The following is a 26,230-nucleotide window of genomic DNA, read 5'->3' as shown; positions in this document are numbered from 1 at the left end:
TTCATATGCTTGTAATGCCCGTCACATCATGACACGATGGCTCCACGGACATAATGACGGAAGGTCACTCGCATGAATATTGAACTGAAACCAGTGCGCAAGCTTCGGATCCATTGGCCCATACCGGTGGAGACCATGAAGCAGCTTGCCAGTGGCGACCTTGCAGCCCTTGAGTCCGATGCTGGCATCACCTCACTGCTGAACGAACTGCAGACCGCTCCCGAGCTGGGCGGCTTCGGCAACTACCACCACGTGTTCGAGTCCTCTGCCGGATTCGAGGGCTTCACCGTGGCCGAGGGCGCAAAGCCCACACTGGGAACCGTAGGGCAGCGAACCATCTCACCCACCTTTGTGTTCACCACCTACTTTGACGATTCCCTGGACCACCGCACCGTCCAGGAGCTGGTGCAACGGATTGTGGATATCCACCCCTGGGAAGTTCCGGTCATCGAAGTATCAGGGCCGCTCAGCGTCTCCAGCAGCTCCGCAATCCACGCCGAAACGCGGGTGGCATCATGACCCCTCCCCTTTGGCAGGAACTGGCACCACTGCTCCGCAACAGGACTTTCACGGACCTCACCCACGCCTTCCATCCCGGACAGCCGCACTTTCCGGCCTTCCCCGACGAGTCCAGGGAAGCCCTCTTCGACCTGGAAAAGGGCGACGGGTTCACGGCGCACCGATACTCGATCGTGGGCCAGTGGGGCACCCACGTGGATCCGCCGTCGCATTTTATCCGCGGTGGCCGCACCCTCGATCAACTGCCGGTGGAGGACATGATCCTGCCACTGGTTGTCCTGGACATCAGCGAACGCGTCGCGGCAGATCCGGATGCCACTCCTACCTTGGATGACGTCCACAACTGGGAAGCGCGCAACGGAGAGATCCCGGCCGGATCATTTGTTGCCCTGCGCACGGGGTGGAGCCACCGCTGGCCGGACAGCGCCGCCATGGCGAACGTCGACGCCGACGGAATCAGCCACACCCCGGGGTGGTCGCGGGAGGTCCTGGAGTACCTGATCGAAAAGCGGTCAGTCAGCGCGGTAGGACACGAACAGACGGATACCGACCCCGGCAGGGCTACGTCCCGGCAGGATTTCAGCCTGGAAACCTACGTCCTGGCGCAGGATAAGTGGCAAATTGAACTCCTTGCCTCCATGGACCACCTCCCGGAAGCAGGCGCCGCCCTGGTAGCTTCATGGGCCAAACCGCTCGAGGGCAGCGGTTTTCCCGCGAGGGTCTTCGCCATCCACTAGCTGCCGGCCGTCGCATAATTGGCGCGGCCTTACGGCGTGGCACGCTGCTGTGACACCTGGGCAGGCCGGGGTAGCTAGAATCGATCCATGTCAAAGAGCTCCAGCATGGGACGCGGCATGATGGCCCTCCTTGCGGTGGGGGCGCGTCATGCGGACGGTTTCGACGGCGGCACGGTGGCCGACGTCGCGGCCCACCTTGGCAAAGACCGCAGCCAGGTGTCCAGAAGCCTCAAGGGTGCCCAGCAAGAGGGCTTCCTGACCCGCTCGGACCAACGCGAGTACAGCTTGGACTGGTCCATCCTGACGGATGCCCAACTGGTCACCGAACAACGCTTGAAGACCGATGGCCTCACCGCCTTGGAGGGCTTGGCCACGGAAACCAACGAGGCCTGCTTCCTTGGCGTATTGAGCGGAAACAGTACGGTCACCATTGGCGAGCAGGTTCCTGAAAGTGCAAACCTTGTGGGCTCCTGGTTGGGCCGCCCCTACCCCGCCTACTGCAGTGATGCCGGCCAAGCGCTTCTGTGGGATGCCCCCGAGGCGGAAATCCGGAAGATCCTTGGCACAGTGGAGTTCGTGAAGCACGGGCCCAATACGCCGGTCTCCGTGGATGACTTCCTGGATAGGCTCCGCAAGGCGCGCGTCCGCGGGTACTCGATTGTTGATGAAGAAGCCGAGCCCGGCCTCTACTCTTTGTCCGCGCCCATCCGGGACTTCAAGGGCGATGTCGCCGCAGCCCTGCAAATTGTTGGGCCGAAGATGCGCGTAGAGCCCCAGCGGGAGGCTTTCGCCGTCGCGCTTGGTTCCTGGCGGACGTGGCTTGAGTCCCGGGTGGGCGGGATTGACCCCGGGGTTGAGGCCTAAACGTCCGACGCCGGTGGGCGGCTGGGGGTTCGGGCGCTTGGGTTTCTTGGGTGGCCGGGCTTTTGGGCGCTTGGGTTTCTTGGATGGCCGGGCTCTAGGTACTGGGGCTTTAGGTACTGGGGCTTTAGGCGCCGGGTCCCTGGGTGGCGGATCCCTGGGTGCCAAGGCGTTCGGCGCCGGCGTGAAGCACGGCGGCGATTTCCGGGGCATTGGATTCGACGCCGGACCGGCTGCCCAGCACGCTCAGGGCAGCAATGATCCGGCCATCCTCAGCGCGAACGGGAACGGCCAGCTCCCAGACTCCATGTTCAAATTCTTCGGCAGCCAGGACGTAGCCTCCCGGCCTGTCGCGTTCCATCAAATCTGACACTTCGGGAGCTGTGTGTGCGGCCGCGGGTCCACCTACGCCAATGAAGTTGACATCCCTGAGCAGGGAACCAATGTCCTTTTGCGAATAGTCCCACAGCAAGGCCCGCCCGGACCCCGTGCACCATACGGGCGTAACCATGCCGGGCTTGGCGAATCCGCCCAGGACCGAGTTGTTGGTTGACGAACGCAGCAAGAGAACGCGGACACCCTCCCGCACTGACAGCCTGGACCGCAGTCCGAACGCGGAAACCAGCTCTTCAAGCTCGGCTCGGGATTGCTGTACCCACGTGCTGTTGAGGGACGCTGCAAGGCTGAAGAAGCGTGGTCCTGTCCGGAACGGTCCGCGGTCCACCCGCTCCAGCAGCCCCAGGTCACACAACTCCTGGGCCAATCGGGAGACCCGGCTTTGCTCCATGTCCAAGCCAGCTGCGAGCTGGGAGACACCCAACAGTTGGCGTCCCTGCTTTTCGCGGTCCGTGACCATGCGGACAAGGCGAAGACCCTGGGCCAGGGATGACGCCTCCGGTGACACCTCCACGAAATCCGCTCCTTCCACCTAGCGTTCACGCCATTCTCACACGCTGACGTCCGCGGCAAGGACACGGGCACCGTTGGCCCACACCGTGTAGAGGTCCGCGAGGATCGCCTCATTCGCCGTCTCCAGCTCCCCCACCGTGATTTGCCCGCCATCCTGCCCACCAAAGAGGACTACCTCGTCACCAGGGCTGATATCCCGGACGGAAGAGACATCCACAACCATCGAATTCATGGAGACGATGTCCACCACCGGTACCCGTTGACCACGGACCAGCACATGCCCCCTCCGTCCGAGTGAGCGTCGGTAGCCGTCACCGTAGCCCGCAGTTACTGTGGCGAGGCGTGAATCGGTGGCAAGGGTATGGGTCAGCCCGTATCCGACACTGCTGCCGGCCGGGTAGCTGTTGATGGACCCGATCCGGGCTTTGAACTTCATGCAGCGTTGGAACATGGAGTGCCCGGGATCGGAATCGCCGTAGAGCACAGCACCCGCCCGGACCATGTCCAACCAAGCGGACGGAACGTTCAGTGCCGTGTAGGAGTTGGCGGCATGCAGGAGGACACTGTGGCGGGAGATTCCGGCCTGGTAGAGGATCGCGTTCGAGTCGGCCTTGAAGCGGCTCGAGGCTTCTTTCACGTGGCCCACGTTGTCGTGCGGAAAATGAGTCATGATGCCGGCAAGTTCCAACTCCGGATGACTGATGATTCCCGCAGCGCATGCACGTCCCGAAGGCGAGGACACCTCGAGGCTGTGCCGGCTTATTCCTGAGGAATTGATATCCAGATGCACGCGCAGCTTTCGCCCCTCCCCCGCTGCGATCCTGCTCATTTCCCACGCACTCTGAGGATCGGCAACGAGTTCCTCAATGTGGTGGGGCAGGCCCGCCCTGATCTCCTGGGGCGCCGCGGCACGGACCCGCAGCAGCTTCCCGGTGAACCCATGTTTCCGGGCAAGTGCCGCTTCAGTGTTGGTGCCTACCCCTATGTACGGAACGCCGGACGCCACCAGGAACGGCAGCAGGAGGTCCGCCCCGTGCCCGTAGGCGTCGGATTTGATCACGGCACACAACAGGGCCCGGTCCTGGAGCATTGCGATCATGGACCGGACGTTCGCGTCGAAGGCAGCACCGTCAATCTCAAGCCAACTGGCCAGGTTGTCGGTCACCACAGAGAGTTTCCTATTCGCAGTCATACTGTTGTCCCCCGGAAATGGCGTCACAGCCGGGCACAAAGCCCGACTGTGACGCATGGCGAATCCCGTATCAGGCAGAACGCTTTGCCTTGGCCTTGGGACCATAGCGGAAGTGGAAGAACAGGTAGCACGCGGCAACGAACGGAACGCCAAAGTACAGAGCAGCAATTTGGGAAGGGTCGAACGCTATCCCGACCAGGGACACCAGGCACAGGGTGAAGGCCAGGATGGGCAGTACCGGGAAGAACGGCGCTTTGTAGGCCAAATCGGACACCTTCCCGCCATTACGGATGAATGCCCTGCGGTGGAAGAAGTGTGATGCTGTGATGGACATCCAGACTCCCACCACCGCGAATCCGGCAATGGACACCAGGGCCAGGTAGACGGTCTCCGGTGCAGCCACGCTGCTGACCAGTGAAGCCAGTCCTCCCACCATGCTGACCGAAAGGGCAACCAGGGGTATTCCGCGCCGGGTCAGCTTCTTCAGTGCCCGGGGGCCATGTCCTTCATCGGCAAGGGAGTAGAGCATCCGTGCACAGGAGAACAATCCGCTGTTTCCCGCTGACAGCAGCGCCGTGATGATGACGAAGTTCATGATGTCCGCCGCGAACGGGATGCCTACGGATGAAAAGACGGTCACGAACGGGCTTTCATCCAAGCCCACCTGGTCGTAAGGGACTGTTGCAGCAATGACGGCGATGGCTCCAACAAAGAAGATCAGGAGCCGGATGACGGTGCTGCGCATGGCCTTGGGGATGTTCTTTGCAGGGTCCTTGGTCTCCCCCGCGGCGACGCCGATCAGTTCAGAGCCGGAGAAGGCATAGAAGACGGCCAGCGCGGTGACCAGCACTCCGGCGAAACCGTTGGGGAAAAGCCCGCCCGGGGTACTGAAATTCTCGAAAAGGAAGGGGTGGTTACCGGACTCTGCCAGGGGATGGAAGCCAAACAACGCGGCCCCGCCGAAGACGATAAGAGCGATGATCGCGCCCACTTTGATGATCGAAAACCAGAATTCGGATTCCCCGAAAAACTTGGAGGAGAAAGCGTTGAAACCGAAGAGGAGGCCCGCGAAAACGAGGCACCATACCCAGACCTCGACGTCTGGGAACCAGCGCTGCATGAGCAAGCCGGAGGCCGTGAATTCCGATCCGATGGCCACTGCCCAGCAGAGCCAGTACAGCCACGCCGTTGCGAATCCCGTTGCCGGACCGATTGAACGGGAAGCGTAGATATGGAAAGCGCCGGAGACGGGGTAGGCAATGGCGAGCTCCCCAAGGCATGCCATCACCAAATAGACCACGAAGGCACCCACCAGGTAAGCGATCACCGCTCCCAAGGGGCCTGCCTGGGAGATGGTGTAACCCGAACTCAGGAAGAGACCTGAGCCAATTACTCCTCCCATCGCGATCATGATCAGGTGGCGGGGTCCCATGGAGCGGCGCAACCCGGGTTCCGCGGTGGCCAAGGGGGTATCAACTGGATGGTCCAGCTTCAGGGGTGTTGAAGATTCCATGTCTTGTCTCCGTTGAGTGACAGCTGCGAACGGTACGCCGGTGACTTCCGGGGCGGGGAGCCGTGGGGGCGCCTGTAGTGACGAAGGTAACACAGATCATGTGACTTTAGTCATTAAAAACATTTATGAATGCAAATAACGCACGCTTTGCTCGCATGGCATGACGATGTGACTGTTTGCAGGGCAGAACGCCCCCAACATGGTTGCTGATCCCGAAAAACGCAGCTCCTACAGCGAAGCCCGTCGGATCACATTGGACAAGGTCATTGCCGTCACGGTGTCACTCACTCCGGGGAGGGCAGCGATCTGCTCCCAAATCTCCTGGACGCGGCCCAGGGAACGTGCTTCGACGCGCACAATAAGGTCAAAGTCCCCGCTGAGGACGTCGCACAGAACCACTTCCGGAATGGATCGGAGTTCGTTCAGGACGTCGGCACCCCGCATTCGGTCTTTGCGGTAGACCATCAGGAACGCGGAAACCAGTGATTCGACGTCGACTCCGGCCACCACCGTGTAGCCCTGGATATACCCCTGCCGTTCCATGCGGTCAATCCGCTGCCTCACCGCATTTCTGGACAGGAGAACCTTGCCGGCGAGTTCGGCGTGCGGGATACGGGCGTTCTTGGTGAGTTCCGCAAGGATTCTTTGATCGATGCCGTCCAGACCCGCCCGCTCCATGTGTCCCTTTCCACCTACCCTGCAGGAACCCTAAGCTCCTGCCCCGACCGAAAGGCCCGCGAAAGAAATGATACGTCCACAAGCCCAGCGGCGTTTCCTGCCACCAATTGGACATCGACGGCCGGTTGGTGTTGGGGCCTTCCGGCGAAGGCTCAGTAGTCCGGGTTGCTTGGCACAACCAGCCCGGTCTCGTAGGCGTAGACCACAACCTGCACCCTGTCCCGCAACTGGAGCTTGCTCAGGATCCGGCGAACGTGGGTCTTCACTGTCGCCTCGGAGAGGAAGAACTTGTGGGCAATCTCCGCGTTGGACAGGCCTTCGGCAATAGTGGTGAGAATTTCGGTTTCGCGTGGGGTGAGCTCATCAAGCAACGGATCCCGGTGCGGCGTCGGCGACTGGCCTGGTACTGCTCCGCCACGAACGTACGTTTCCAGGAGACGCTGCGTAACCCGGGGAGCCACCACGGCGTCACCGCTGGCCACGAGCCGCACAGCGTGGACCAGCTCTGACGGGGCAACGTCCTTGAGCAGGAAGGCGGACGCGCCGGCCTGCAGGCCCGTGAAGGCATACTCATCGAGGTCGAAGGTGGTGAGAATGATGACCCTGGCCTCGGAACCGGAGTCCGAGATCCGACGCGTCGCCTCGATGCCGTCCATGGCAGGCATCCGCACATCCATCAGCACTACATCCGGCGCCAGGGCTTCCACCTGGCGTACGGCTTCAGCGCCGTCGGACGCCTCACCCACCACATGGAAGTCGTCCTCACCTTCGAGGATGAGCCGGAAGCCCATGCGAAGCAGTGGCTGATCGTCCACCAGCAGCACTTTGATGATGTCGTCTGTCATGATTCCCCCTTGTCGCCGGCCCAGCGGAGCTCGGCGTGGACTGCCCAGCCGCCCCTCTTACTGGGGCCGGCAGTAACGATTCCAGCATAAATTCCTGCGCGTTCATTCATCCCTGCAATGCCTTGGCCGGTGCCCAGGCTCCCCACGGGTTCGCTGCCGCCCTCCAAGGTTCCGCGGCCGTCGTCGTGCACGTCAATGGTGACCAGATCGGCGTCGCGCGCCACCTGGACGTCAACGCGGCTGAGCGAGCGGCCGTACCGCAGGACGTTCGTCAGTGACTCCTGCACAATGCGGTAAACGGTGAGTTCAAAGGCGGGATCCGCCGGGAGGCCAGGGCCTGTGTGCGCATAGTGCAGCGGCAAGCCCGCAGTCCGGAAGCCGTCCAGCAGCTTTGCGAGGTTATGCCCGGATTCCAAGGGCGTCAGCGGTGCCGGGCGCCCGGAGTCGTCGCGGAGAACGCCCAACACGCGGCGCATGTCGGCCAAGGCAGCCCTGCCGGTACGTGACAGTTCGCCAAGGACCTCACCTGCGCGCTCCGGATTCTTCCGGACCACCACCGCAGCGCCATCGGACAGGCTGATCATCACGGTCAGGGAATGGGCTACGACGTCGTGCATCTCCCGCGCGATCCTGTTCCGCTCCGTCACCTTGCCCAGGTGCGTCGTGCGGGCCGCCCAGGCAGCGATTTCGGCCTCATGCTCCCGCCGCTGGCGCACGGAAATGCCGATGCCGGTGGCCAGCAGGTTGGACAACATGATGGTCACCGCGGTTGCGATGTTGTTGATCAGGTGGAAGTTCTCGGGGACGTCCTGCAGGTTGTCCATGCCGCTGGGACTGGTCCACATAAACAGGTACAGCAGGCTCAACGGCAGGCTGGCGGCAACAAACAGCACCAAAGCAAGGCTGCGTTTCCGGAGGGAAGCCACGGCATACAACGCGAACCACAGGCCGGCCGAGACGTTGGAACCCCACGGGTTGAGGATGGTGGCGGCAACCTCGAGAAGTACGACGGCGGCAACCACCTGCAGTGGGTATCGTCGCCTGAACGTCAACGCAGCCGCGATCATCAGCAGCAGCACCACTACCAGCCACTTGCCCTCAATGATGGAGGTGATGATGGTTGGCAGGGCCAGGAGCACGTAGCTGAGGACCACTACGGCGTCCATGGCGCGAGGCCGCTCAAAGAAGTAGCGCCGGATACGGCCCCTGCGGCGCTGGGTGATTTCAGCGAAGGACGCGTCCACCGTAGCGGTGGCCGCGTCCTTCACTTGTGGTGCTTCAGTCATGGATCGAGCCTAGACGGCAACCCGTCCTAGACGTCCCGCTTCTTCAGCAGGATCATGGCCAGGGCAACCGGTACAACAACCCAGGCACCCAGGACCAGCGCGGCCTGCCACGCTTCCAGCGTCTCAGGAACATGTTCGACGGCGGTCATGGGACTGATGGTGCTGGTGGGAAGGAACTTGTTGGCTTCCTTGAAGAAGTCGCCGGGAATGAGCTGGAAGGCAATCGGGGCCACGAACAGCAGTCCCACCAGGCTCATGATGCCGCCGGCCGAGTTCCGGACGATGGTTCCCAGCGCCATACCGATTGCTGCCACTGCTGCGACATAGAGGCTGTTGACCAAGAGGAGCTTGACGGACTGCGAGCTGCCAAGGTCCAGCTTGAGGTTGTAGTTGTCCACGATCGGCAGGGACACCAGGCCCGCGATGTAGATGGACACAGCCGTCAGCACGAAGGCGCTGACCATCACCACAATGAGCTTGGCCAGGAACGGGGAGAGCCGCTTCGGGACGGCGGCAAAAGTGGAGCGTGCCATGCCGGTGGTGAATTCGGAGCTCATGAGCAGGACGCCCAGGGAACCGAGGATGAGCTGGGCAAACGAGATGCCGGAGGTGGGAATGCTGACTGCGAGGTCCCCGCCTTGTGCGGCCATGGCGGCTGCTGCTTCGGGATCGCTGGCAACCTGCTCGGCAAACTGTCCGGTTCCCCACGCCGAAAGCGCGGCGAACCCCACCATCACCAAGGCAGTCGAGGCCAGGAGGATCAGCGTGGACATCAGGGTGCGGAACTTGATGAACTCCGAGTTCAGCACACGGTGGAAGGCCGGTCCGGGACCGACGGCGTTACGGGTGGACCTGCGGTCCAAGGTTGTGGTGCTCATGTCTATTTCCCTCCGGCCTGGGCGGGAACCGAGGCCCCGGTGGTGATGTGCGAGTGGTATTCCACCTCGTCCTTGGTCAGTTCCATATACGCCTCTTCCAGGCTTGCCTGGAGCGGGGTCAGTTCGTACACCATGACCTGGTTCTCCAGGGCAGTCCTGGCGATCCCGCGGGGATCCAGTCCGGACACCTCAAGGAGTTCGCGCTCGTGGACCTCCACGGAAACGCCGGTTCCCGCCAGGAGTTGCATGAGGCGTTCCGGCTGGTCGGTACGGACACGGGTGCGTGCCTGGCCTTTACCGGTGATGATTTCGGCGATCGGGGCGTCTGCAATGATCTTGCCCCGGCCAATCACGATCAGGTGGTCTGCAGTGAGTGCCATCTCGCTCATGAGGTGGCTGGACAGGAAGACCGTGCGGCCTTCGGATGCCAGGTACTTCACCAGGTTGCGGACCCACACCACGCCTTCAGGATCCAAGCCGTTGACCGGCTCGTCCAGGATGATGGTCTGCGGATCGCCCAACAGTGCGGCGGCAATGCCGAGGCGCTGACCCATTCCGAGCGAGAAGCCCTTGACCTTCTTTTTTGCGACGTCCCCCAGGCCGGTCATTTCGATGACTTCGCGTACCCGGCTCTTGGGGATGCTGTGCGTCGCTGCCATGGCGAGCAGGTGGTTGTAGGCGGTGCGGCTCGTGTGGACAGCCTTGGCGTCCAGGAGGGCACCAATCTCCCGCAGCGGTGCCCTGTGCTGGGCGAACGGTTCACCGTTCACAGTCACAGAGCCTGACGACGGAGTGTCCAGCCCCATGATCATGCGCATGGTGGTGGACTTGCCGGCACCGTTCGGACCCAGGAAGCCCGTCACCCGTCCGGCCTGGACAGTGAAACTGACACCGGCGACGGCGGTCTTCTCGCCGTAGACCTTGGTCAGGCCTTTTGCTTCGATCATGGAAGCGTTCCCTCCTCGGAGCACATGAGTGTGCGGATGAGTTTCGAATGTAGTCACCACGCTACTCACCGGGAGGACGTAAATCGCCGGTCTCAGGGATGATTCAGGGTTCAGTCAGGGTAGTCCTCGCGGATGACCCGCAGGCCTTCAGTCGGCGGGAAGGGGCGAATACACGCGGAGTTCATGGGGTTTCACAGTGAACGTGGCGCTGCGGACCCCGGGTTTCGGTTCGCCATCCACGGCCAGGACCAGGGGCTGGCCGATTGCTTCCACGGTGATGGTGGTGGCCTCCGTCAGGTGGGTGACCCGCGACGCCGCCACAGTCCCTGTCACCACAGCCCACAACAGCCGTGCCCGGGCGAAGGGCTCATCCGCCGTGATCATGCGCAGGTCAAAGACGCCGTCATCCAGCACAGGCCTGCGGAGCGGCGCGTGGTCGCTGGGGTAGAACCTTCCGCGGCCCATGTAGAGGATCCACAGCTTGTGCTTTACCCCATCCACCATGAGCGTGGTGGGCGAATTCACCCCGAAAGTCCGCAAGGAAGCCACCACACTGGCCATCGGCTTGCCCATTGCCGGCTGGAGCCGTTCCCGACGCCTGACCAGGTTCGGATACACGCCTACGCTGGCAGTGTTCAGCATCGCCAGCTCCGTGGTTTCGGGGGTTTCAGGCAGGCCACGCTGCACCACTACATGCCCCAGGTCAACGGAGGCCGCCTGCCCGTTGGTCAGTGCCTCCATGGCGTCATCGATCGAGCCGGTGCCAATATCGCGGGCAAAGTGGTTGAGCGTCCCGCCTGGCAGCACCAGGAGCGGCAGTGAATGCTCGACGGCGGCAGCCGCCGCGGTGCCAACCGTTCCGTCGCCACCCCACACGCCCAATGCGACGGTTCCGGGCCGCGTGGCTGCGGCTTCCATCTCTGCAGCTATGTCTTCGCCTTCAGAAATTTCCCTTATATAAGCTTTCGGGAATATTTCTTTCAGCAGTTCTCCGGTCTCGGGCGTGTAGGAGCCACCCATGACGTTGACCCCGATACTCAGCCCCTCGCCGTCGTGGATTGCCGGCGCCTCAACCGGCGTGCGCCGGGGAGTCGGTTCCGGGGGCCGCGCCGGCCACCACTTGCGGGTTGCCCAAGCAGCGCCGGCCCCAAGGGCGGAACCCAGCACCACATCCGAGGGCCAATGTGCGCCCGTATGCACGCGCGAGTAAGCCACGCCGGCGGCAATGGGCGTCAGGGCAACTCCGATGACGGGGGAGACGATGCCGGCGCCCACAGCGAAGGCGACCGCGGAGGCAGAGTGCCCGGAGGGCATCGATGAGCTGGTTGGCTGCGGGTTCACGAAACGAAACAGCGGCAGGTGCTCAGGAAGCGGGCGCCGTCGGGGGAGTGCCCGCTTGAAGATGACGTTGGTGACCCCTGAAGCAACACCCAAGGCCAACACGCCGTGAAGGGCTGCCCTGCGCGGTTTACCGGGGAACGCGGCCATGACCCCCGCAATACCGAACCAGAGTTTTCCTTTGGTGGCGGCTGCTGAGAGCCGCCGGAAAAAGACGTCATGGTCACCCTGGGGTTGCCGGGAGACAACCCGGACCAGGAAGTGATCGAATTTCACAACTCGTTTGGGGCCCTTGGCCACGAAGCCTCGCATTACTTCACAGTAACGCCTGCGCACCCCCGCGGTGGGCTGCCCTCGACTTCACCCGGCCGTGGCTACGATGAATGGATGATCCGCGTCCTGCGTCCACGTCAACAGCCCGGGTGGCAACTGGTGGTTCCCGGCGTACTCCTGCTGTGCGCCTTCATAGTCCCGGGCATCATGCTCCTGGTGGGCCAGGGCGAGCCTGCGTTCAACAGCGTTGACACCACATGGCAGGCCTTTGCGTTCACTCTGCACTCACCCTTCTGGGATGGCGTGAACGCAGTCCTGAACGGCGTAGGGTACGCGGGCATGCTGGTGCTCCACGGGGTGTTGGCCGCAGTACTGTTCGTTTGGCGCCGACCCCTTACGGCCACCTTCGTCCTGGTCTCAGGCGTGACGGCCCTGGCGCTCACGCAGCTGGGCAAGGTGGTGGTGGGCAGGGAACGGCCAGTGGGTGCCAAAGTTCTGACGGATACCGGTTCATACCCCTCCGGGCATGTATCTGCCACCACGGCTCTCCTCATGGTGCTGGCCATCCTGGTCAGCCGCTGGTGGATGACGCTGCTGGCTGCCCTGGGAGTCATAGCCATGATGATCAGCCGCACCTACCTCTCAGCACATTGGCTCAGCGATGTCCTCGGCGGTGCCTGCCTTGCTGGTGGAGTAGTGCTGATCCTCTGGTGGCGCTTCCGGAACGTATGCGTCAAAGAGAATGAAACGGGAGGTCCCCGGACTATTTGGGCGGCAAGGGCTTCGCGACGCCTGCAAGCAGGAGAGCGAGCAGAATAGGCGCACCGATGGCCAGGAGAGCCAGGTGGATGCCTGTGAGGTCGCCCAAGTATCCCAACAAAGGCGGACCGGCCAGGAAAGCTATGTAGCCGATGGTGGAAACCACGGAAACCCGCGCAGCGGCGTGCTTGGGGTCATCCGCAGCGGCCGACATGCCCATGGGGAAGGCCAGTGCGGCACCGACTCCCCACAAAGCGGCACCAATACCGGCAAGAACCACGTTTCCTGCGAAGACAAACAGCGCCAGGCCAGCTGCGGCCGCTGCCATGCTGGCCCGCAGGACGGCCACGCGGCCAAAGGTATCAATCGCCTTGCCCCCTAGGAACCGCATGATCGTCATGGCCAGGACGAAGAGGGCGAACAACAGGGCACCGGTAGATTCCGAAGCACCCAGTCCGTCCACCGCAGCCTTCGCGATCCAGTCGTTGCCCGCACCTTCGGTCAGGGTGGCACCAAGTACTACGACGCCGATCAACAGGGTCCTGCCATCGCGCCAAGCGGAGGGTCCCTTCGCAACCGGAGCGCCGTCGTCGTGTACTTCTGCCGCCTCGTGGGGCAGGAAGAAGCGGGGGACCGTCAGCGCAAGGGCGACAGCGATGGCGGCGATGACCAGCAAATGCTCAGGGAGGCCCACGCCCAGCTGTGAAAGGCCGGCGCCGATCAAGGCGCCAAGGAAGGCTCCCCCGGAGAACGCCGCGTGGAACTGCGGCATGATGGTTCGCTTGAGCCGGTGCTCGACGTCGGCGCCTTCGATGTTCTGCGCAACGTCCCACAGCCCGATTCCGATGCCGAAGAAGAACAAGGCGATAGCCGTGGCGGGCACAGAGGCGGCCATCAAGGAGAAAGCGATGGCTGCACCCGCAGCTCCTGCAACGATCCCGGCCACACGGACGGTATTCGCAGTGCCGATCCTGCCCACAACCCAGCCCGCCGAAGGCAACGCCAGCAGCGACCCCACCGCTGTGCACAGCAGCAGGGTGCCCATCTGGCCGGAGGTCAGGCTCAACGCTTCCGTCACTGCAGGAATGCGCGCAGCCCAGCTGGCAAAGACCAACCCGTTCATGCCGAAGATCAGGAACGTCGCCACCGCAGCGGCATTGACGTTGGTGGTGCTTCTGGTGTTGGTGGTCATGCAATCACAACTTCCACGGAGAGTTTGTTGAGCCGGACAAGATCTTCGGGGGACGGCTTTTGGTCAGTGACAATGACATCCACGGCGTCCATGGCTGCAACCAAAGCCACCGCGCTGGCATTCCACTTGCTGCCTGCCGACGCCACGATGACACGGGCCGCGGATTCCAGCCCTGCGCGTTTCACCGCCGCATCATCGAGGTCGTGGGCCAGCAGGCCGTCCTTGAGGTTGAGTGCGCAGGGAGTTACGACGGCGGTGTCGAACCTGAGCGAGCGGATGTTGGCTTCAGTCATTGGTCCCCGGAAAGACTGCTCGCCGGGGATGAGGCTGCCGCCGGGAAGGATGAGCCGGGGCGCCCGTCCGTCCTTGGCGTGCGTGAGGGCTTCAACACCGTGGAGTGACATGGGCATCACGGTGAGTTCCCGCGTGCCCAGCCGGCGTGCAATCTCGGTGGCCGTGGATCCGCTGTCCAGCCACACGTGTTCGCGGTCTTTGAGGAGCCCGTCAACTGCGGTGGCAATGCGGGTTTTGGCTTCGTGGTCTTCCAGTTCCCGTTGGCCGTAACCGGGGTTGTCTCCACGTGCCACCAGGCTGCGTGCACCGCCGTGGATGCGCTTGAGCACTCCATTGGCTGCGAGTATTTCAAGGTCCCGGCGGATGGTGGCGCCCGAGGCTCCCGTGGCGTCCACCAGTTCGTCCACGGTGGCTTGTTCGCGGGTGCGCAGCAGCTCGCCAATGAGCCGGTGTCGGTCAGCAGTTCCCATAATTCAACCCTAGCAATCTTTGCGCATTTAATCATCAGTAGTGATCATTCGCGCATTCGATCCTCTCTCACATCCCCGGGCTCAAAGCGAAACGCTCTTGCAGCAAGTGCAAGAGCGTTCGCGGGAAACCAAGGGGATGGGCGAGAGCGTCAGCGGGCGCGCTCCACCCGCTTCTCGTCCCACACAGGTTCCTCGGACTCGTAGACCTTGCCATCGGACCCGAAGATCATGAAACGGTCAAAGGACTTGGCGAACCAGCGGTCGTGGGTCACGGCCAGGACAGTGCCCTCGAAAGCATCTATCGCCCTTTCCAGGGCTTCTCCCGAGTGCAGGTCCAGGTTGTCCGTAGGCTCATCCAACAGCAACAAAGTGGCACCGGAGAGCTGCAGCAGGAGGATCTGGAACCGTGCCTGCTGACCACCGGACAGGGATTCGTACTTCTGCTCCGACTGGCCGGCCAGCCCATACCCGTCCAAGGCACCAGCAGCCGACTCACGGGGAAGGCCCGAACGGTGCTCGTCGCCCCTGTGCAGGATCTCCAGCAACGTTCGGCCCAGAAGGTCCGGCCGTACATGGGTCTGCGCGAAGAATCCGGGCCTGATACGTGCGCCCAGTTTCACGGTGCCTTGGTGCGGAACTTCAGCGATGACGACGTCGGACACCGGCAGGTGCTCGCGCTCCGGATCCGTGCCTCCGGTAGCGAGCAGCCGCAGGAAGTGGCTCTTGCCCGAACCGTTGGAGCCGAGCACGCCCACGCGGTCCCCGAACCAGATTTCCGTGGAGAACGGCTTCATGAGCCCGGTCAATTCGAGCTTCTCGGCCACGACGGCCCGCTTCGCGGTGCGCCCACCCTTCAGTCGCATCTTGACGTTCTGCTCGATGGGCAGGGCCTCGGGCGGTCCCGCCTCAAGGAATTTGGCCAGGCGCGTCTGCGCAGCCTGGTACCGGTTGGCCATGTCGGAGCGGAAAGCAGCCTTGTTCTTGTACATGTTGACGAGTTCCTTGAGCTTTACGTGCTCCTCGTCCCAACGCTTGCGCAGTTCCTCAAACCGGGCGTTCCGATCCGCGCGCGCCTCAACGTAAGAGCCGAAGCCGCCACCATGAATCCAGGCACCGGCACCATTGATTCCGGGTTCGAGGGTGACAATGCGACCGGCGGCATTGTTGAGCAGTTCGCGGTCGTGGCTGATGAACAGCACAGTCTTCTTGGACTCGTTGAGCTTGCCCTCAAGCCAGCGCTTACCGGGAACGTCAAGGTAGTTGTCCGGCTCGTCCAGGAGCAGGAGTTCGTCCGGGCCGGCAAACAGGGCTTCGAGCACCAGGCGCTTCTGCTCGCCGCCGGACAACGTGGAGGCGCGGCGGAATTGCGCTTTGTCGAAGGAGATCCCCAGGGCGGCCATGCAAACTTCGTCCCACACGGTCTCGACGTCGTACCCACCGGCATCGCCCCAGTCCACTATCGCCTGGGCGTACTTCATCTGGGTGGGCTCGTCGTCGTGTTCCATCATGGCCAGCTCTGCGTCTTCAACCGCCTTGGCGGCAGCTGCCAGCCCGGCCTGGGCTGTGGAAACCAGGAGGTCGCGGACGGTGGATTCGTCACGGACCTGGCCTACGAACTGGCGCATGATCCCCATGTTGCCGGAGCGGCCCACTGCGCCCTCGTCCGGAGTGAGGTCGCCGGAGATGATCTTGAACAGGGTGGTCTTGCCGGTTCCATTCGGTCCGATCAAGGCGGTCTTGGTGCCGTCGGGGACCTTGAAGGTCACACCGTTGAGCAGCTGGGTGCCGTCGGAGAGGAAGTAGTCGATGCCGGAAACGTCAATATGGGCCACGTTTCAATCCTCCCACGGCAAGGTATTAACGCTCGACGGCGGCAGCCGGCACCGCCCGACAGCGTCCGCTGTCGGGGGAAATAACGGGGTGCCGGACCTCTGTCGGCGAGAGGGGCAGGGCCGTACCGCTGTCGGCGAGAGGAACGGGGCCATCCGGCTAGGGCTTCCTTCGGGCGAACTCCGGCGCGTGTTCGGGCCGTGGACCGAAAGCGATCATTCGCGCAGGAAGCTTCCCGAGCGAGGGGAACTTCCGAACAACAAAGACCAGTGGTTTGGGAGGTTTGGGTTGTTTCCCGGCCATGACCTGTGCAAACACCACACGGTGCAGCACGCGCTGGAAGAATTGGATCAGGACGGTGGGAAGCCAGCGCCGCCTCTGGACCGCGGCGAGGTGGCCGTCGTCGAGTGTTTGGGTCAGCAGCGGCCCTGCGAGCAGGCGCGCCGCCGCCACTGCATCCTGCACCGCAAGGTTGATTCCCACCCCACCGGCAGGGGACATCGCATGGGCTGCATCCCCTATGAGCAGCAGCCCGGGCTTGTGCCACCGGGACAGCCGGTTGAGTTTCACGTCCAAAAGGTGCAGATCGTCCAGCGATTCGATGGCTTCCACACGGTCGGCCAGGTCCGGCCGTAAAGCGGCTACCTTGCCACGGAACGCCTCAATTCCTGCAGCCCGCAGTTGGGGATCCGAGCCTTTGGCCGCCAAGTACGCGATCTGGTGGTAATCCTTGCGGGTCAAGCTCAACAGGACGTCTGAGCTGCCAAAACGCGGGGCAATGGAAGCCAGTGGTTCGTCCTCGCCGGGAGTGCGGGGGATCCTGAACCACCAGGTATCAAAGGGCACGGGAAACTCCCGCGGAACCAGGCCGGCCTTCCTGCGGAGGACTGAACCACGCCCATCGCAGGCAACGGTCAGTGGCGCCCGCAGCTCGCCGCGTCCCGTCAGCGCCCCCGTCTGCGGATCGCGTGTTCCGTACGCAACTCCAACAACCGCTCCTGCCGTGTCCGTCAGCAGTTCCGTCACCTCGGTATTCATCAGCAACGTGAAGGTGGGTTCCTGCTGTGCCGCTTCGACCAGGAAGTTCAACAGGTCCCATTGCGGCACCATGGCGACGTAATTGTAGGGGGCTTTGAGCCGCCCAAAATCAGCCAGGACTACCGAATCATCCGATCCGACGGGTAGCCGGAAATTGCCCAGCTTGCTTTGGGGAAGGGCACGGAAGCCCTCGCCCAGACCCAACTCGTCAAGGAGCCTGATGGTGGAGGCGTGAACAGTATCGCCCCTGAAATCACGCAGGAAGTCAGCGTGTTTCTCCAGCACGGTGACTTCCACGCCGGCGCGGGCAAGCAGCAATCCCAGTACGATCCCGGCCGGCCCTCCGCCCGCCACTACACACTGGGTATTCGCTGCCATGTTCAGCCTCCGATTCAGCCCGCCGCGGTCAGGAACGATTTCAACAACGGGCCGCTGGTGGTGGCACCGAGCCCGCCGTCTTCAACAAACACTGCGACCGCCAGGTCGCCATGGGTCGCCACAATCCAGGCGTGGGTCTTGGGCGGGTTGTCGTTTCCGAACTCTGCGGTGCCCGTCTTTGCGCCCACGGGTGCGCCGGGCACCTGGGCCAGGAAGCCCGCATGTCCGGAGGTGACCACGGCACGCATCATGTCCGCCAGGGAGGCGGCTTCTTCCTTGGTAATCGGCTTGGTGGACGCCGGTGCGGCGGTTGCCGCAGCGGACGAGGCCGCAGCGGAGGCTGCACCGGATGCTGCTGCGCCGGACGTTGCCGCACTGGACGACGGCGGGGCGGAGCCGCTTTCCGTCGTAGCGCCGGGAGCGCCGGGGTCCGAAGCGGCGCTGGGATCCTGGGCAGCATCGGCGTTGAGCACGAGCTGCGGTGAAACCGGAGCCCCATTGGCGACGGAAGCCGCCATGACAGCGGCCGAGAGCGGCGAGAAGAGGACTTTGCCCTGACCAATCATGGATGCGGCGTGCTCAGTTCCTTCAGCGGCCCCGGGAACCGAACCCAGGAAGGCGTCTGCGCCGAGCTTGGGGGCTTCGACCGCAACCCCCAAAGCCTGGGCGGCGGACTCAAGTTGATCCTGGCTGACCGTTTCCCGGGCGTTGATGAAAGCTGTGTTGCAGGAGTGCGCAAAGGCATCCCGCAAGGCAACAGTGCCCAACGAACTTTCGGGGTAGCCTTCGGCGTTCTTGAACGTGCGGCCGTCCACGGTCAACGTTGAGGGGCATTCCACTTTTGAGTCCGGGGTGGCGCCGTTGCGGAACATGGCCAGGGAATCAACAATCTTGAAGGTGGAACCAGGGGCGTACTGGCCCAGGAGGGCAGTGTTGTAGCCGTTGCTCCCAGGCCCGGATGCTGCGGCCAGCACGGCACCGGTGGACGGCCTGAGCGCCACAATGGCGGAGGCCGGCTCTATCCCGGCCAAGGTTTCCTCGGCCAGCTGCTGCAGTTTCAAATCCAGGGTGGTTTTGAGGGTGGTTCCCGGAGCGGGAAGGGAGGAGAAGAACACCTTGGGACCTGGGGTTTCGCCCTCGGCCTTTTCAGCGGGGTTGGCCACCACTTCCACGCCGTCCTTGCCGCGCAGGAGGGAGTCGTACTTCTGCTGCAAACCACCCGTGCCTGTGGTGTCTCCCGCACGCAGGGCCCCGTTGGATTTCTCGATCTGTTCTGCGCTGGCCTGGCCCACGCTGCCCAGCAGGGCCCGGGCGAAGGTGCGTGTGGGGGCCAGGGCCATGGAGTCCAGGATGCTCACGCCACCGGGGATGGCCTTGATCTTGGCCTCGGTGACCTCGGCGGTGTAGGCACGGAGGACCAGTCCTTCCACGAAGGCCTGCGGTCCGGAGGCGGCAACCTGTTTGGCGTATTCTTCGGCATCCAGGCCCAGCAGTGCCGCCATGGCGCGGGCAGCGGCATCGGCCTGCTCGGCGGCTACCTTGGTTTTGTCGATACCCACCCGGAAGACGGGCCGGTCCTGGACAATCGGGGCGTCGCCGGCTCCAAGGATCTGGCCGCGCTGGGCAGGAACAGTCTTGACGGACAAAGTCTCACCATCGGAGAGTTCCGGCGCCAGCAGGGACGGAGTCCACTGGACCGCCCACTTGTCACCCGATTTCTTCAGGGTGGCCTCGGAGCTGTACTCCCACTTGGCCGAGCCGATGTTCCAGCTGTAGTTAAGCGGAAAGGTGGCGGTGTCGCCGTCGAGCTTTACCTCCCCGGAGACAACCGAGGGGTTGGCGTCCAAGCCGGCGAAAACGGCTTTCAGCTCATCGTTGGCCGCGGCAGCGTCCTTGCCGTCTACGGGGAGCGAACCGACGTCGAGCGCTGCCAGGGAGGAAGCGAGCTGCTTGGCAGCGCCCTCCGCACCCGATCGCCCGTCATCGCACGCGGTCAGTGAACCACCCATCACCAACGCCACGAGACCAAGAACAAAACCTTGCTGCATCTTCAGTTTCCCCATTTGCGACATTATGCCCCGTTCCCCTGACAGTTTCTTGTTGTGCCCGGGAAGCGGACAGCCGCCGCCTGCCATCCCCGGAAAGGGTCGGGCACGCGGCGGCTGCCTGGAAAACCGAACTATGGAGCGCAGGTGAACTTGGCATCACCCCACACGCCGTGTGCGCCGTTGATGGAGCCGGACGGGTCAACCACCAGTTCCACATAAGCCGCACCTGTCAGGTCAACGGATACTGACTCCGGCGCGAACCCGGGGGTGTACGTGCGCGACTGGTACCTGTTCACACCGTCGGCATTGACCTTGAAGACGATGTTGCCGCCAAATCCGTTCTCGAGGCCCACCTGTGAGGTGAAGGACGAACACTTTCCTCCCAGGTAGTACGTGATCTTCGAGGCAGCGTGGACCCCCAGGCCCTTGGTGAATACGGGCTGTTTCCCTGTGGACGGGTCCGTGTAATTGATGGCAAGCGGCACGTCCGGGGACGATGCAGAGTCTTTGTTGGCCACGTTCTTTCCGATCACTCCGTAGCCGTTCAGAGCCTGGACCCACGGGGTTTCGGAGGCATACACAGAGCCAACCGGAACGGCCGGCAAGGGCTGCGAGGTCACCTTCCAGTCGAAGAACTTTACCCGGGTGTCAGTCGGCAGGGTGACGGACGCCAGTTCCTTGGTGGGGTTCAAACGGACGGTGTTGGAGAACGCCTGATACTTGTACTGCGTGTACTCCGGCGACGGCCCGTTGGCGTTGTTGCGGCCTTGCTCGGATACGGCCAGGACTGCCCCGTTCAACACCGGGGGCTGCAACCAGTTGGGGAAGAAGATGGACTGTTTTTCTATGCTTCCATCGGCATATGTCAGGGTAAGAGTAGGACTGGTGCCATTTCCTACCGCAGCGGATCCGAGGACGGCCAGATGGGTGCCCTTGCCCTTGACGGCAATGGTCTGGGCTGACAGAGCCACCGAGTTGGGAACGTCCGGTCCCACGGACGGCCACGTGTAATCAACCTGCGTCGGTTTCCCTGCATCCACTGTTACCGTGCCACCCGGGCGGACACCACCGGCCGGAACCGTAGCGGCAGCCAGCCGCTCTGCAGCGAAGGTGGCCCCTCCGCCGTCGAAGTTTCCAAGCGCCTTGCCCGCCACGGTGGTGACCGAAACCGTGTTGTAAGCCGCCGCCAGGGAACCGTAGGCGACGTAGATCTGGTTGCCGCCGGTCACCGTCTGCGTGCTTCCGGAAGCAGAGTACGACGCCGAAACCCGCACGGTCTGTTGACCCGCCTTCGCGCTGGAGCCAGGTTTGATGACAAACGTGGCTGTGGTGTCCGCGCCGCCTTCAACCTTGGCCGCAGTGGCTCCGGAGGAAGAAACCACTGTCCATCCCTCGGGAAGAACAGGGGTAAGGACCACGTTGGTCTTGGCCTTGGTACCGGTGTTCACGAATGCCGCGGTGACCGTGGTTTCCTGGTCCTGGAAGACTTGCCCGCCCGTGGTCACCCGGACCTCGGCTGCGGTGTCCTCCTGGCTCTTGCCTCCCAGCGGGCCGGCCTGTTGAAGCTGCACCGTAGCCGATTGGTTGGAGGCGATGGAGCCGGTCTTTACCCAGATGGTGCCGTTGTTGGCTTCATCGAAGAACCAGCCGGTGGTTGCTGCTGCGTAGGCGGCCTGGGTGGTGTGTTGGGCGAGCTTGGTTCCTCCGATTTTCACATCCTTGGGGGCCGCTCCCGCGTGGACCTTCAGTTCGTAGGGGCGGGCTGCGGCCTTGCCGGTGTAATCGCCCTTCCGCTCACCGATGGAGACCTTCACACTGCTGTTGCCCTTGCCCGGAGCATCCACTGCGAAGACCTGGCTGGAGGATTTTCCGTCCTTGAACTCACGGGTGACTTTGTCGTCCTCATAGAGGGTGAAGGTGTCCTGGCCCTGGGCGTAGACATCCAAAGTGATCATGGAGTCTTCGGGGACCAAGGAGGCATTTCGGGCCACGAGGCCCTGCGGGATGACAGCGCCGGCGCGGACGAACACCGGAAGCTTGTCCAGCGGGGCGTTGTAACCGTTGAGGATCTGGCCGCCCTGGTAGAGCTTGCCCGTCCAGTAGTCCACCCACTGTTGGCCTGCAGGCAGGAAGATTCCGTTGCGGACGTCGGTTTGGGTAAACACCGGAGCCACCAGGAAATCAGAGCCGAGCATGAACTGGTTGTTCGCCTCAGCTCCGTAAGACCACTGCTGGTCGGGGAATTCGAGGGCCATGGAGCGCATCATCGAAACGCCGGTGGTGGAGGATTCCTGGGCCAACGTGTAGATGAACGGCATGAGTTGCTGGCGGAGCTGCAGGTACTGGCGGTTGATGGCCGTGGCCTCGTCACCGTAGAGCCATGGGCGCTTGTCAGTAGCAGCCCAGCCGGACATGGAGTAGAGCGCCGGAGCAAAGGCCTTCCACTGGAGGTCGCGGACATAGGACTCAGCAGAGCCACCAAAGATGCCGTCAACATCCCCCGTGGTGAATGCCAAACCTGAGTTTCCGGCGCCGGTGAGGGCCGAGACCTGCCAGCGGACGGCGTCGAGGTTTCCTGAGTGGTCACCCGTCCACTGCATGCCGCAGCGCTGGGACCCCGCCCAGCCTTCCACCATCAGTGAGGTGCCACGTGCGTTGGAGTATTGCTCAATACCGCCGTGTGCTGCCTCGCAGCCTGTGAGCGCTTGGCGGTAGCCCTGGCCCACCCATGCGACGTCCAGCTTGCGGAGCCGAACTCCGGCCTCTCCCACTTCGTATTCCTGGTTCGTGAGGGAGCGCTGTGTCCACAGGCCTACCTTGAGGTCGGTTTCTTCCTCAATGTTGCTCACGGTTTCCGGAAGTTGCTGGTATTCGCAGCCGTAGCCGTCGTTGACCAGCATCCAGCCGGCCGGCATGTCATTCTCAACGAACTTCCGCGCGGTCTTGATGGCATCCGGGGTGCGCTGCTTGGCACCATCAGGATCGCCATAGCCGGAGGACGAATATCCGGGGTTGGAGCGGTTGTAGCAGTCGGCATCGCCGTATTCCAGTGCGTAGACCGGGGGCATCATCGGCTTGCCGGTCAGGGTGGTGTAGGCGCCGAGTGACTGCTTGTAGTCCCCCACGAAGTAGTAGGCATCGAACCGCTTTTCCTCGTGGGTAGTGGTGGGTTGGCCACTGAAGTTGTAGGAGCCGCGGGCAAACGTATCGCGCAGGACGCCGTAGCCCTTGGATGACATGTAGTAAGGAACTGCGTTGGGGTAGCCGTCGTCGTCCCAGTCGAAGTTCTTGGCGATGTTGATCAAGGCATCGGTGTGGACCGAGCGGCCGTTCTGCATGCCGCCGCCGATGAACTGCTCACCGTCCTGTTGGGCGAGATGCTGGGTAGCCGAGTTGGCACCAAAAGTGATGGGCGCGGATTCCTCCAGCACCAGTGAGCCGTCGGCCCTGACCACCCGAAGCTGTGTGGTGGCCTTGTTGATTTCCACGCTGATCCTGGCTGTCTTCAGGCCCAGCCAGTCACCGTCGGTAACTGCCGGGGTGGCGCCGGGGAACTTGTCCTTGCCCACCACGATGTTGGCTGTCCTGGCGGGATCGCCCTGATTTGTGTTGGCGGGGTCGGTGAATTTTCCGCTGGGATCGGCTTCCAGGCGGAAGTTGGCCTCATCCAGGAACGTGACCCGGATGGCCCCCTTCTCTGCTGTTAGGTCTACGACGTTGCCGGACTGGGTAAAGCCCGTCACCGCGCCGAGCGGGCTTCCGGCAGCGTCAACCGGGACTTCCGGGGTGACTGTTTTGATGGCGGCCGGATCGCCGGGAGCTGCAGTGGCAGCCGCGGCAAAGGTGAGTGCGGGGATGGTTCCCGCGAGGAGCAGCGAGGCAACGCCAAGAGAGGCTGCCTTCCTGGCCAGCGAACGTTTTCTGATGTATCCGAAGCTGTTGGGCGCAGCTCCGGACAGACCCAAGGAGGGTGCGGACATGGGGGCCAACTTTCGACGAGTGACTTTTTGTGATCTAACTCATAGCGAAACGTGCACTAATCGTCACTGCAAAAAGCCCAAAGGTCAACCGTTTAACCAAAATTAACTTACCCAACAGGTTGCCTCTTTGCGCGTTTCGAAGGCTCTTGAAGCGCACTAAAGCGCCTCAGGTGGGTTCGGATATCCGAGGCCAACCGGCCGGGACTCAGTGTCCGCGGATGATCCTGCGCTGCGTCGCCACGGCGATGGCAGCCGTGCGGTTATCCACCCCGAGCTTGGAGTAGATGTGCACCAAGTGGGTCTTCACCGTGGCCTCGGAAATGAAGAGCTGCTTGGCCATGGCACGGTTGCTCATCCCAGTAGCCAACAGTTCCAGGAGTTGGACTTCCCGCCCACTCAGCACGGGAGCGGGATTTCGGATCCGCCCCATTAAACGTGCTGCAACTTCAGGGGCCAGCGCAGTCTGCCCTGCCGCTGCGGACAGGACGGCCTGCCGCAACTGCTCGGGTGGGGCATCCTTCAACATGTAGCCGCTGGCTCCGGCCTCCACTGCAGCAAGGATGTCCGCGTCCGTGTCGTAGGTGGTCAGAATCAGCACGGGCGGCGGGGGAGTCCCGGCCTCACCCGCTTTGATCTTCCCGGTGGCCGTGACGCCGTCCATGCCGCTGCCCATCTGCAGGTCCATCAGCACCAGGTCCACCGGTTCGCCGAGTGCATGGAACCTGCCCAACTCAGCCAGCGCAGCGTCGCCGTCGGATGCTTCGGCAACAACCGTCACCCCCGGGAAATCAGCCAGCATGGCCCGAAGGCCTGCCCTCACCACGGGATGGTCGTCCACCAACAAGATCCTGATTTCACTCATGAAGCACCCTCTTCGGCCGGCAACGGCACCCTGACGGCCACCACTGTTCCTTCACCGGGCGCCGACTCCACCTCCAGGCTGCCGTCCAACGCAGCCAGCCGCTCCCGCAAACTCATGAGGCCGACGCCGGTGCCGTCGCCGCGCGCCGTACCGGCCGCCGTCGACGACTCAAAACCTACGCCGTCGTCGAAAACGTCAAGCGTCACCTCCGTGCCTGGAAACGACAAAGTCACGACGGCGGTACTGGCCTGGGCGTGTGCCCACACGTTCGCGAGGGAAGCCTGGGCGGCCCGGAGCAGGGTGGTCTGGAACGTATTGGGCAGCTCAACCGGGGTGCCCACCAGCTCGAAGCGGCATCGCAGGGAGGTTCCCCTGGCAGCGGCTTCCGTCTCGGTCTTTTCGCAGAGCCTGCGCAGAGTGTCCACCAAGCCGGACTGCTCAAGGTCCGGCGACCTCAGGCCCCGGACAAAGCTCCTGGCCTCGGCGAGATTGCCGGACGCGGTGTCCTGCACCATCTTCAGGCGCTCCTTGGCCACGGACGTGTCTCCGTCATCGAGGGCTTTCTCAGCTGACCGGCCCATGAGGACGATGCTGGAGAATCCCTGGGCCAGGGTGTCGTGTATTTCGCGGGCCAGCCGTTCACGCTCGGCCAGCATCCCGGCGTCGTGCTGGGTCTGTGCCAGTTCAGCCCGCGTCCTTCGGAGGTCGTCGGCCACGGTTCGCTGGTTTTCGGCTTCGAGGAACAAGGCCCGGTAGGCAAGGCCGGTAACCACGGCGAAAACAGCCCCGAACACCGGCCCCAGGACCATGGCGGGCTGCAATCCGCCATCAACCGAATCCCGGCTGTGGAACCACAAAGCACCAACCAGCAGTGCCGTGCTCAGGGCAATGGCGGGGAGGGCAAGGCGCCGGGGGAGCAGGTGGAGTTGCAGGAAGAACAGGGGGAAGGCCACCCAGGCGAAGTCACCGCTGACCAGCAGGAGCAGCAGCCAGAGCAGCATCACCGCCCCCAGCCACCAGCGGGCGTACGGCGTGGGGTTGAAGCGGCCGGCATCACCGGCGTAGCGCTTCTCCAGGACGGTGCCGGCCAAATACACCAGGGCCAGCACCGCTGATAAACCCAGTCCCGCGGCAATGGCCACCGACGACGGCGCTCCGGCGGTTCCAACTCCGGCCAGCAGGCGGACAACTGCCACCAGCAGCAGCACCGCGAACCCTACATGCAGGCTCACCCGCAGCACGCGGAGGATGGTGGCGGCACCGGTGGTTTGCATGCGTCCCAGCGTATCCCCCGGCGTCCCCCACCCAGCCCGGTTTTCCGCGCACCGCGCCCGAATCAACCATTCGGATGATCAGTCCCTCAACCCCTCGACGGCAAGCAATCCATCCGGCTCCCGATGTGC

At 63.2% G+C, this 26,230-nt stretch carries 21 protein-coding genes; 4 read left to right on the top strand and 17 right to left on the bottom strand.

Annotation, left to right across the window (positions count from 1 at the left end; genetic code table 11):
* Positions 1 to 72 precede the first annotated feature (72 nt).
* The 3 genes from AC6JA3_RS00255 to AC6JA3_RS00245 all read left to right on the top strand — a co-directional run bounded on the left by AC6JA3_RS00255 (position 73) and on the right by AC6JA3_RS00245 (position 2,120).
* Positions 73 to 519 (top strand): hypothetical protein, encoded by a 447-nt coding sequence (locus AC6JA3_RS00255; protein WP_026547774.1) that lies wholly within the window; start codon positions 73 to 75, stop codon positions 517 to 519.
* Positions 516 to 1,256, top strand: a complete 741-nt coding sequence (locus AC6JA3_RS00250) for a cyclase family protein (protein WP_497919788.1) — start codon at positions 516 to 518, stop codon at positions 1,254 to 1,256. Before AC6JA3_RS00255 ends, AC6JA3_RS00250 begins: the two co-directional genes overlap by 4 nt.
* 87 nt (positions 1,257 to 1,343) lie before the next feature.
* Positions 1,344 to 2,120 (top strand): IclR family transcriptional regulator, encoded by a 777-nt coding sequence (locus AC6JA3_RS00245; protein WP_497919787.1) that lies wholly within the window; start codon positions 1,344 to 1,346, stop codon positions 2,118 to 2,120.
* A gap of 124 nt (positions 2,121 to 2,244) precedes the next feature.
* On the opposite strand, the gene AC6JA3_RS00240 is transcribed toward AC6JA3_RS00245, so the two are convergent.
* The 9 genes from AC6JA3_RS00240 to AC6JA3_RS00200 form a co-directional block, all read right to left on the bottom strand.
* Entirely contained in the window at positions 2,245 to 3,027 is a 783-nt protein-coding gene (locus AC6JA3_RS00240) for an IclR family transcriptional regulator (protein ID WP_497919786.1), read from the bottom strand.
* Between the two features lie 36 nt (positions 3,028 to 3,063).
* On the bottom strand, positions 3,064 to 4,218 hold the full coding sequence (alr, locus tag AC6JA3_RS00235; RefSeq protein WP_497919785.1) for an alanine racemase: 1,155 nt from the start codon (positions 4,216 to 4,218) through the stop codon (positions 3,064 to 3,066).
* 70 nt (positions 4,219 to 4,288) lie between these two features.
* Positions 4,289 to 5,731: an amino acid permease gene (locus AC6JA3_RS00230; protein ID WP_091553642.1), complete on the bottom strand. Its 1,443-nt coding sequence runs from the start codon at positions 5,729 to 5,731 to the stop codon at positions 4,289 to 4,291.
* 228 nt (positions 5,732 to 5,959) lie between these two features.
* On the bottom strand, positions 5,960 to 6,409 hold the full coding sequence (locus AC6JA3_RS00225; RefSeq protein WP_026541048.1) for an Lrp/AsnC family transcriptional regulator: 450 nt from the start codon (positions 6,407 to 6,409) through the stop codon (positions 5,960 to 5,962).
* 152 nt (positions 6,410 to 6,561) lie between these two features.
* Entirely contained in the window at positions 6,562 to 7,254 is a 693-nt protein-coding gene (locus AC6JA3_RS00220) for a response regulator (RefSeq protein ID WP_497919784.1), read from the bottom strand.
* Entirely contained in the window at positions 7,251 to 8,540 is a 1,290-nt protein-coding gene (locus AC6JA3_RS00215) for a sensor histidine kinase (protein WP_026541046.1), read from the bottom strand. The genes AC6JA3_RS00220 and AC6JA3_RS00215 overlap by 4 nt, the downstream gene beginning before the upstream one ends.
* A 26-nt stretch (positions 8,541 to 8,566) precedes the next feature.
* Positions 8,567 to 9,418 carry an ABC transporter permease gene (locus tag AC6JA3_RS00210; protein ID WP_091553647.1) on the bottom strand — a complete coding sequence of 284 codons (852 nt, stop codon included), beginning with the start codon at positions 9,416 to 9,418 and terminating at the stop codon, positions 8,567 to 8,569.
* A 2-nt stretch (positions 9,419 to 9,420) separates the two neighbouring features.
* Positions 9,421 to 10,365, bottom strand: coding sequence for an ABC transporter ATP-binding protein (locus tag AC6JA3_RS00205; protein ID WP_497919783.1), 945 nt, complete (start codon positions 10,363 to 10,365; stop codon positions 9,421 to 9,423).
* A gap of 147 nt (positions 10,366 to 10,512) precedes the next feature.
* Positions 10,513 to 12,015, bottom strand: coding sequence for a bifunctional phosphatase PAP2/diacylglycerol kinase family protein (locus tag AC6JA3_RS00200; RefSeq protein WP_497919782.1), 1,503 nt, complete (start codon positions 12,013 to 12,015; stop codon positions 10,513 to 10,515).
* Between the two features lie 75 nt (positions 12,016 to 12,090).
* On the opposite strand from AC6JA3_RS00200, the gene AC6JA3_RS00195 reads away from it, so the two are divergent.
* The gene (locus AC6JA3_RS00195) at positions 12,091 to 12,795 is read left to right on the top strand and encodes a phosphatase PAP2 family protein (RefSeq protein WP_497919781.1); all 705 of its coding nucleotides are present in this window, start codon (positions 12,091 to 12,093) and stop codon (positions 12,793 to 12,795) included.
* Here the strand turns inward: AC6JA3_RS00195 and AC6JA3_RS00190 are convergent.
* From AC6JA3_RS00190 to AC6JA3_RS00155, 8 genes are all read right to left on the bottom strand, one after another.
* Positions 12,740 to 13,927 (bottom strand): MFS transporter, encoded by a 1,188-nt coding sequence (locus tag AC6JA3_RS00190; RefSeq protein WP_347782281.1) that lies wholly within the window; start codon positions 13,925 to 13,927, stop codon positions 12,740 to 12,742. The two genes, AC6JA3_RS00195 and AC6JA3_RS00190, sit on opposite strands and share 56 nt — an antisense overlap.
* A complete protein-coding gene (locus AC6JA3_RS00185; protein WP_497919780.1) occupies positions 13,924 to 14,691 on the bottom strand; it encodes a DeoR/GlpR family DNA-binding transcription regulator in 768 nt (255 codons plus the stop codon). Before AC6JA3_RS00185 ends, AC6JA3_RS00190 begins: the two co-directional genes overlap by 4 nt.
* A gap of 149 nt (positions 14,692 to 14,840) precedes the next feature.
* Positions 14,841 to 16,523, bottom strand: coding sequence for an ABC-F family ATP-binding cassette domain-containing protein (locus tag AC6JA3_RS00180; protein ID WP_026541039.1), 1,683 nt, complete (start codon positions 16,521 to 16,523; stop codon positions 14,841 to 14,843).
* Between the two features lie 157 nt (positions 16,524 to 16,680).
* A complete protein-coding gene (locus tag AC6JA3_RS00175) occupies positions 16,681 to 17,937 on the bottom strand; it encodes an FAD-dependent oxidoreductase (RefSeq protein WP_497919779.1) in 1,257 nt (418 codons plus the stop codon).
* 14 nt (positions 17,938 to 17,951) lie between these two features.
* Positions 17,952 to 20,009 (bottom strand): penicillin-binding transpeptidase domain-containing protein, encoded by a 2,058-nt coding sequence (locus tag AC6JA3_RS00170; RefSeq protein ID WP_497919778.1) that lies wholly within the window; start codon positions 20,007 to 20,009, stop codon positions 17,952 to 17,954.
* Positions 20,010 to 20,116: 107 nt separating this feature from the next.
* A complete protein-coding gene (locus tag AC6JA3_RS00165) occupies positions 20,117 to 23,965 on the bottom strand; it encodes an NPCBM/NEW2 domain-containing protein (RefSeq protein ID WP_497919777.1) in 3,849 nt (1,282 codons plus the stop codon).
* 205 nt (positions 23,966 to 24,170) lie between these two features.
* Positions 24,171 to 24,827, bottom strand: a complete 657-nt coding sequence (locus AC6JA3_RS00160; RefSeq protein ID WP_026541035.1) for a response regulator — start codon at positions 24,825 to 24,827, stop codon at positions 24,171 to 24,173.
* On the bottom strand, positions 24,824 to 26,101 hold the full coding sequence (locus tag AC6JA3_RS00155; RefSeq protein ID WP_091553656.1) for a sensor histidine kinase: 1,278 nt from the start codon (positions 26,099 to 26,101) through the stop codon (positions 24,824 to 24,826). The genes AC6JA3_RS00160 and AC6JA3_RS00155 overlap by 4 nt, the downstream gene beginning before the upstream one ends.
* Positions 26,102 to 26,230 lie beyond the last annotated feature (129 nt).

It is taken from the genome of Arthrobacter sp. TmtSoilC79 (genome assembly GCF_059739405.1).
Note: the sequence above shows the minus strand (reverse complement) of the source record. Positions and strands in the feature narration are given on the sequence as shown.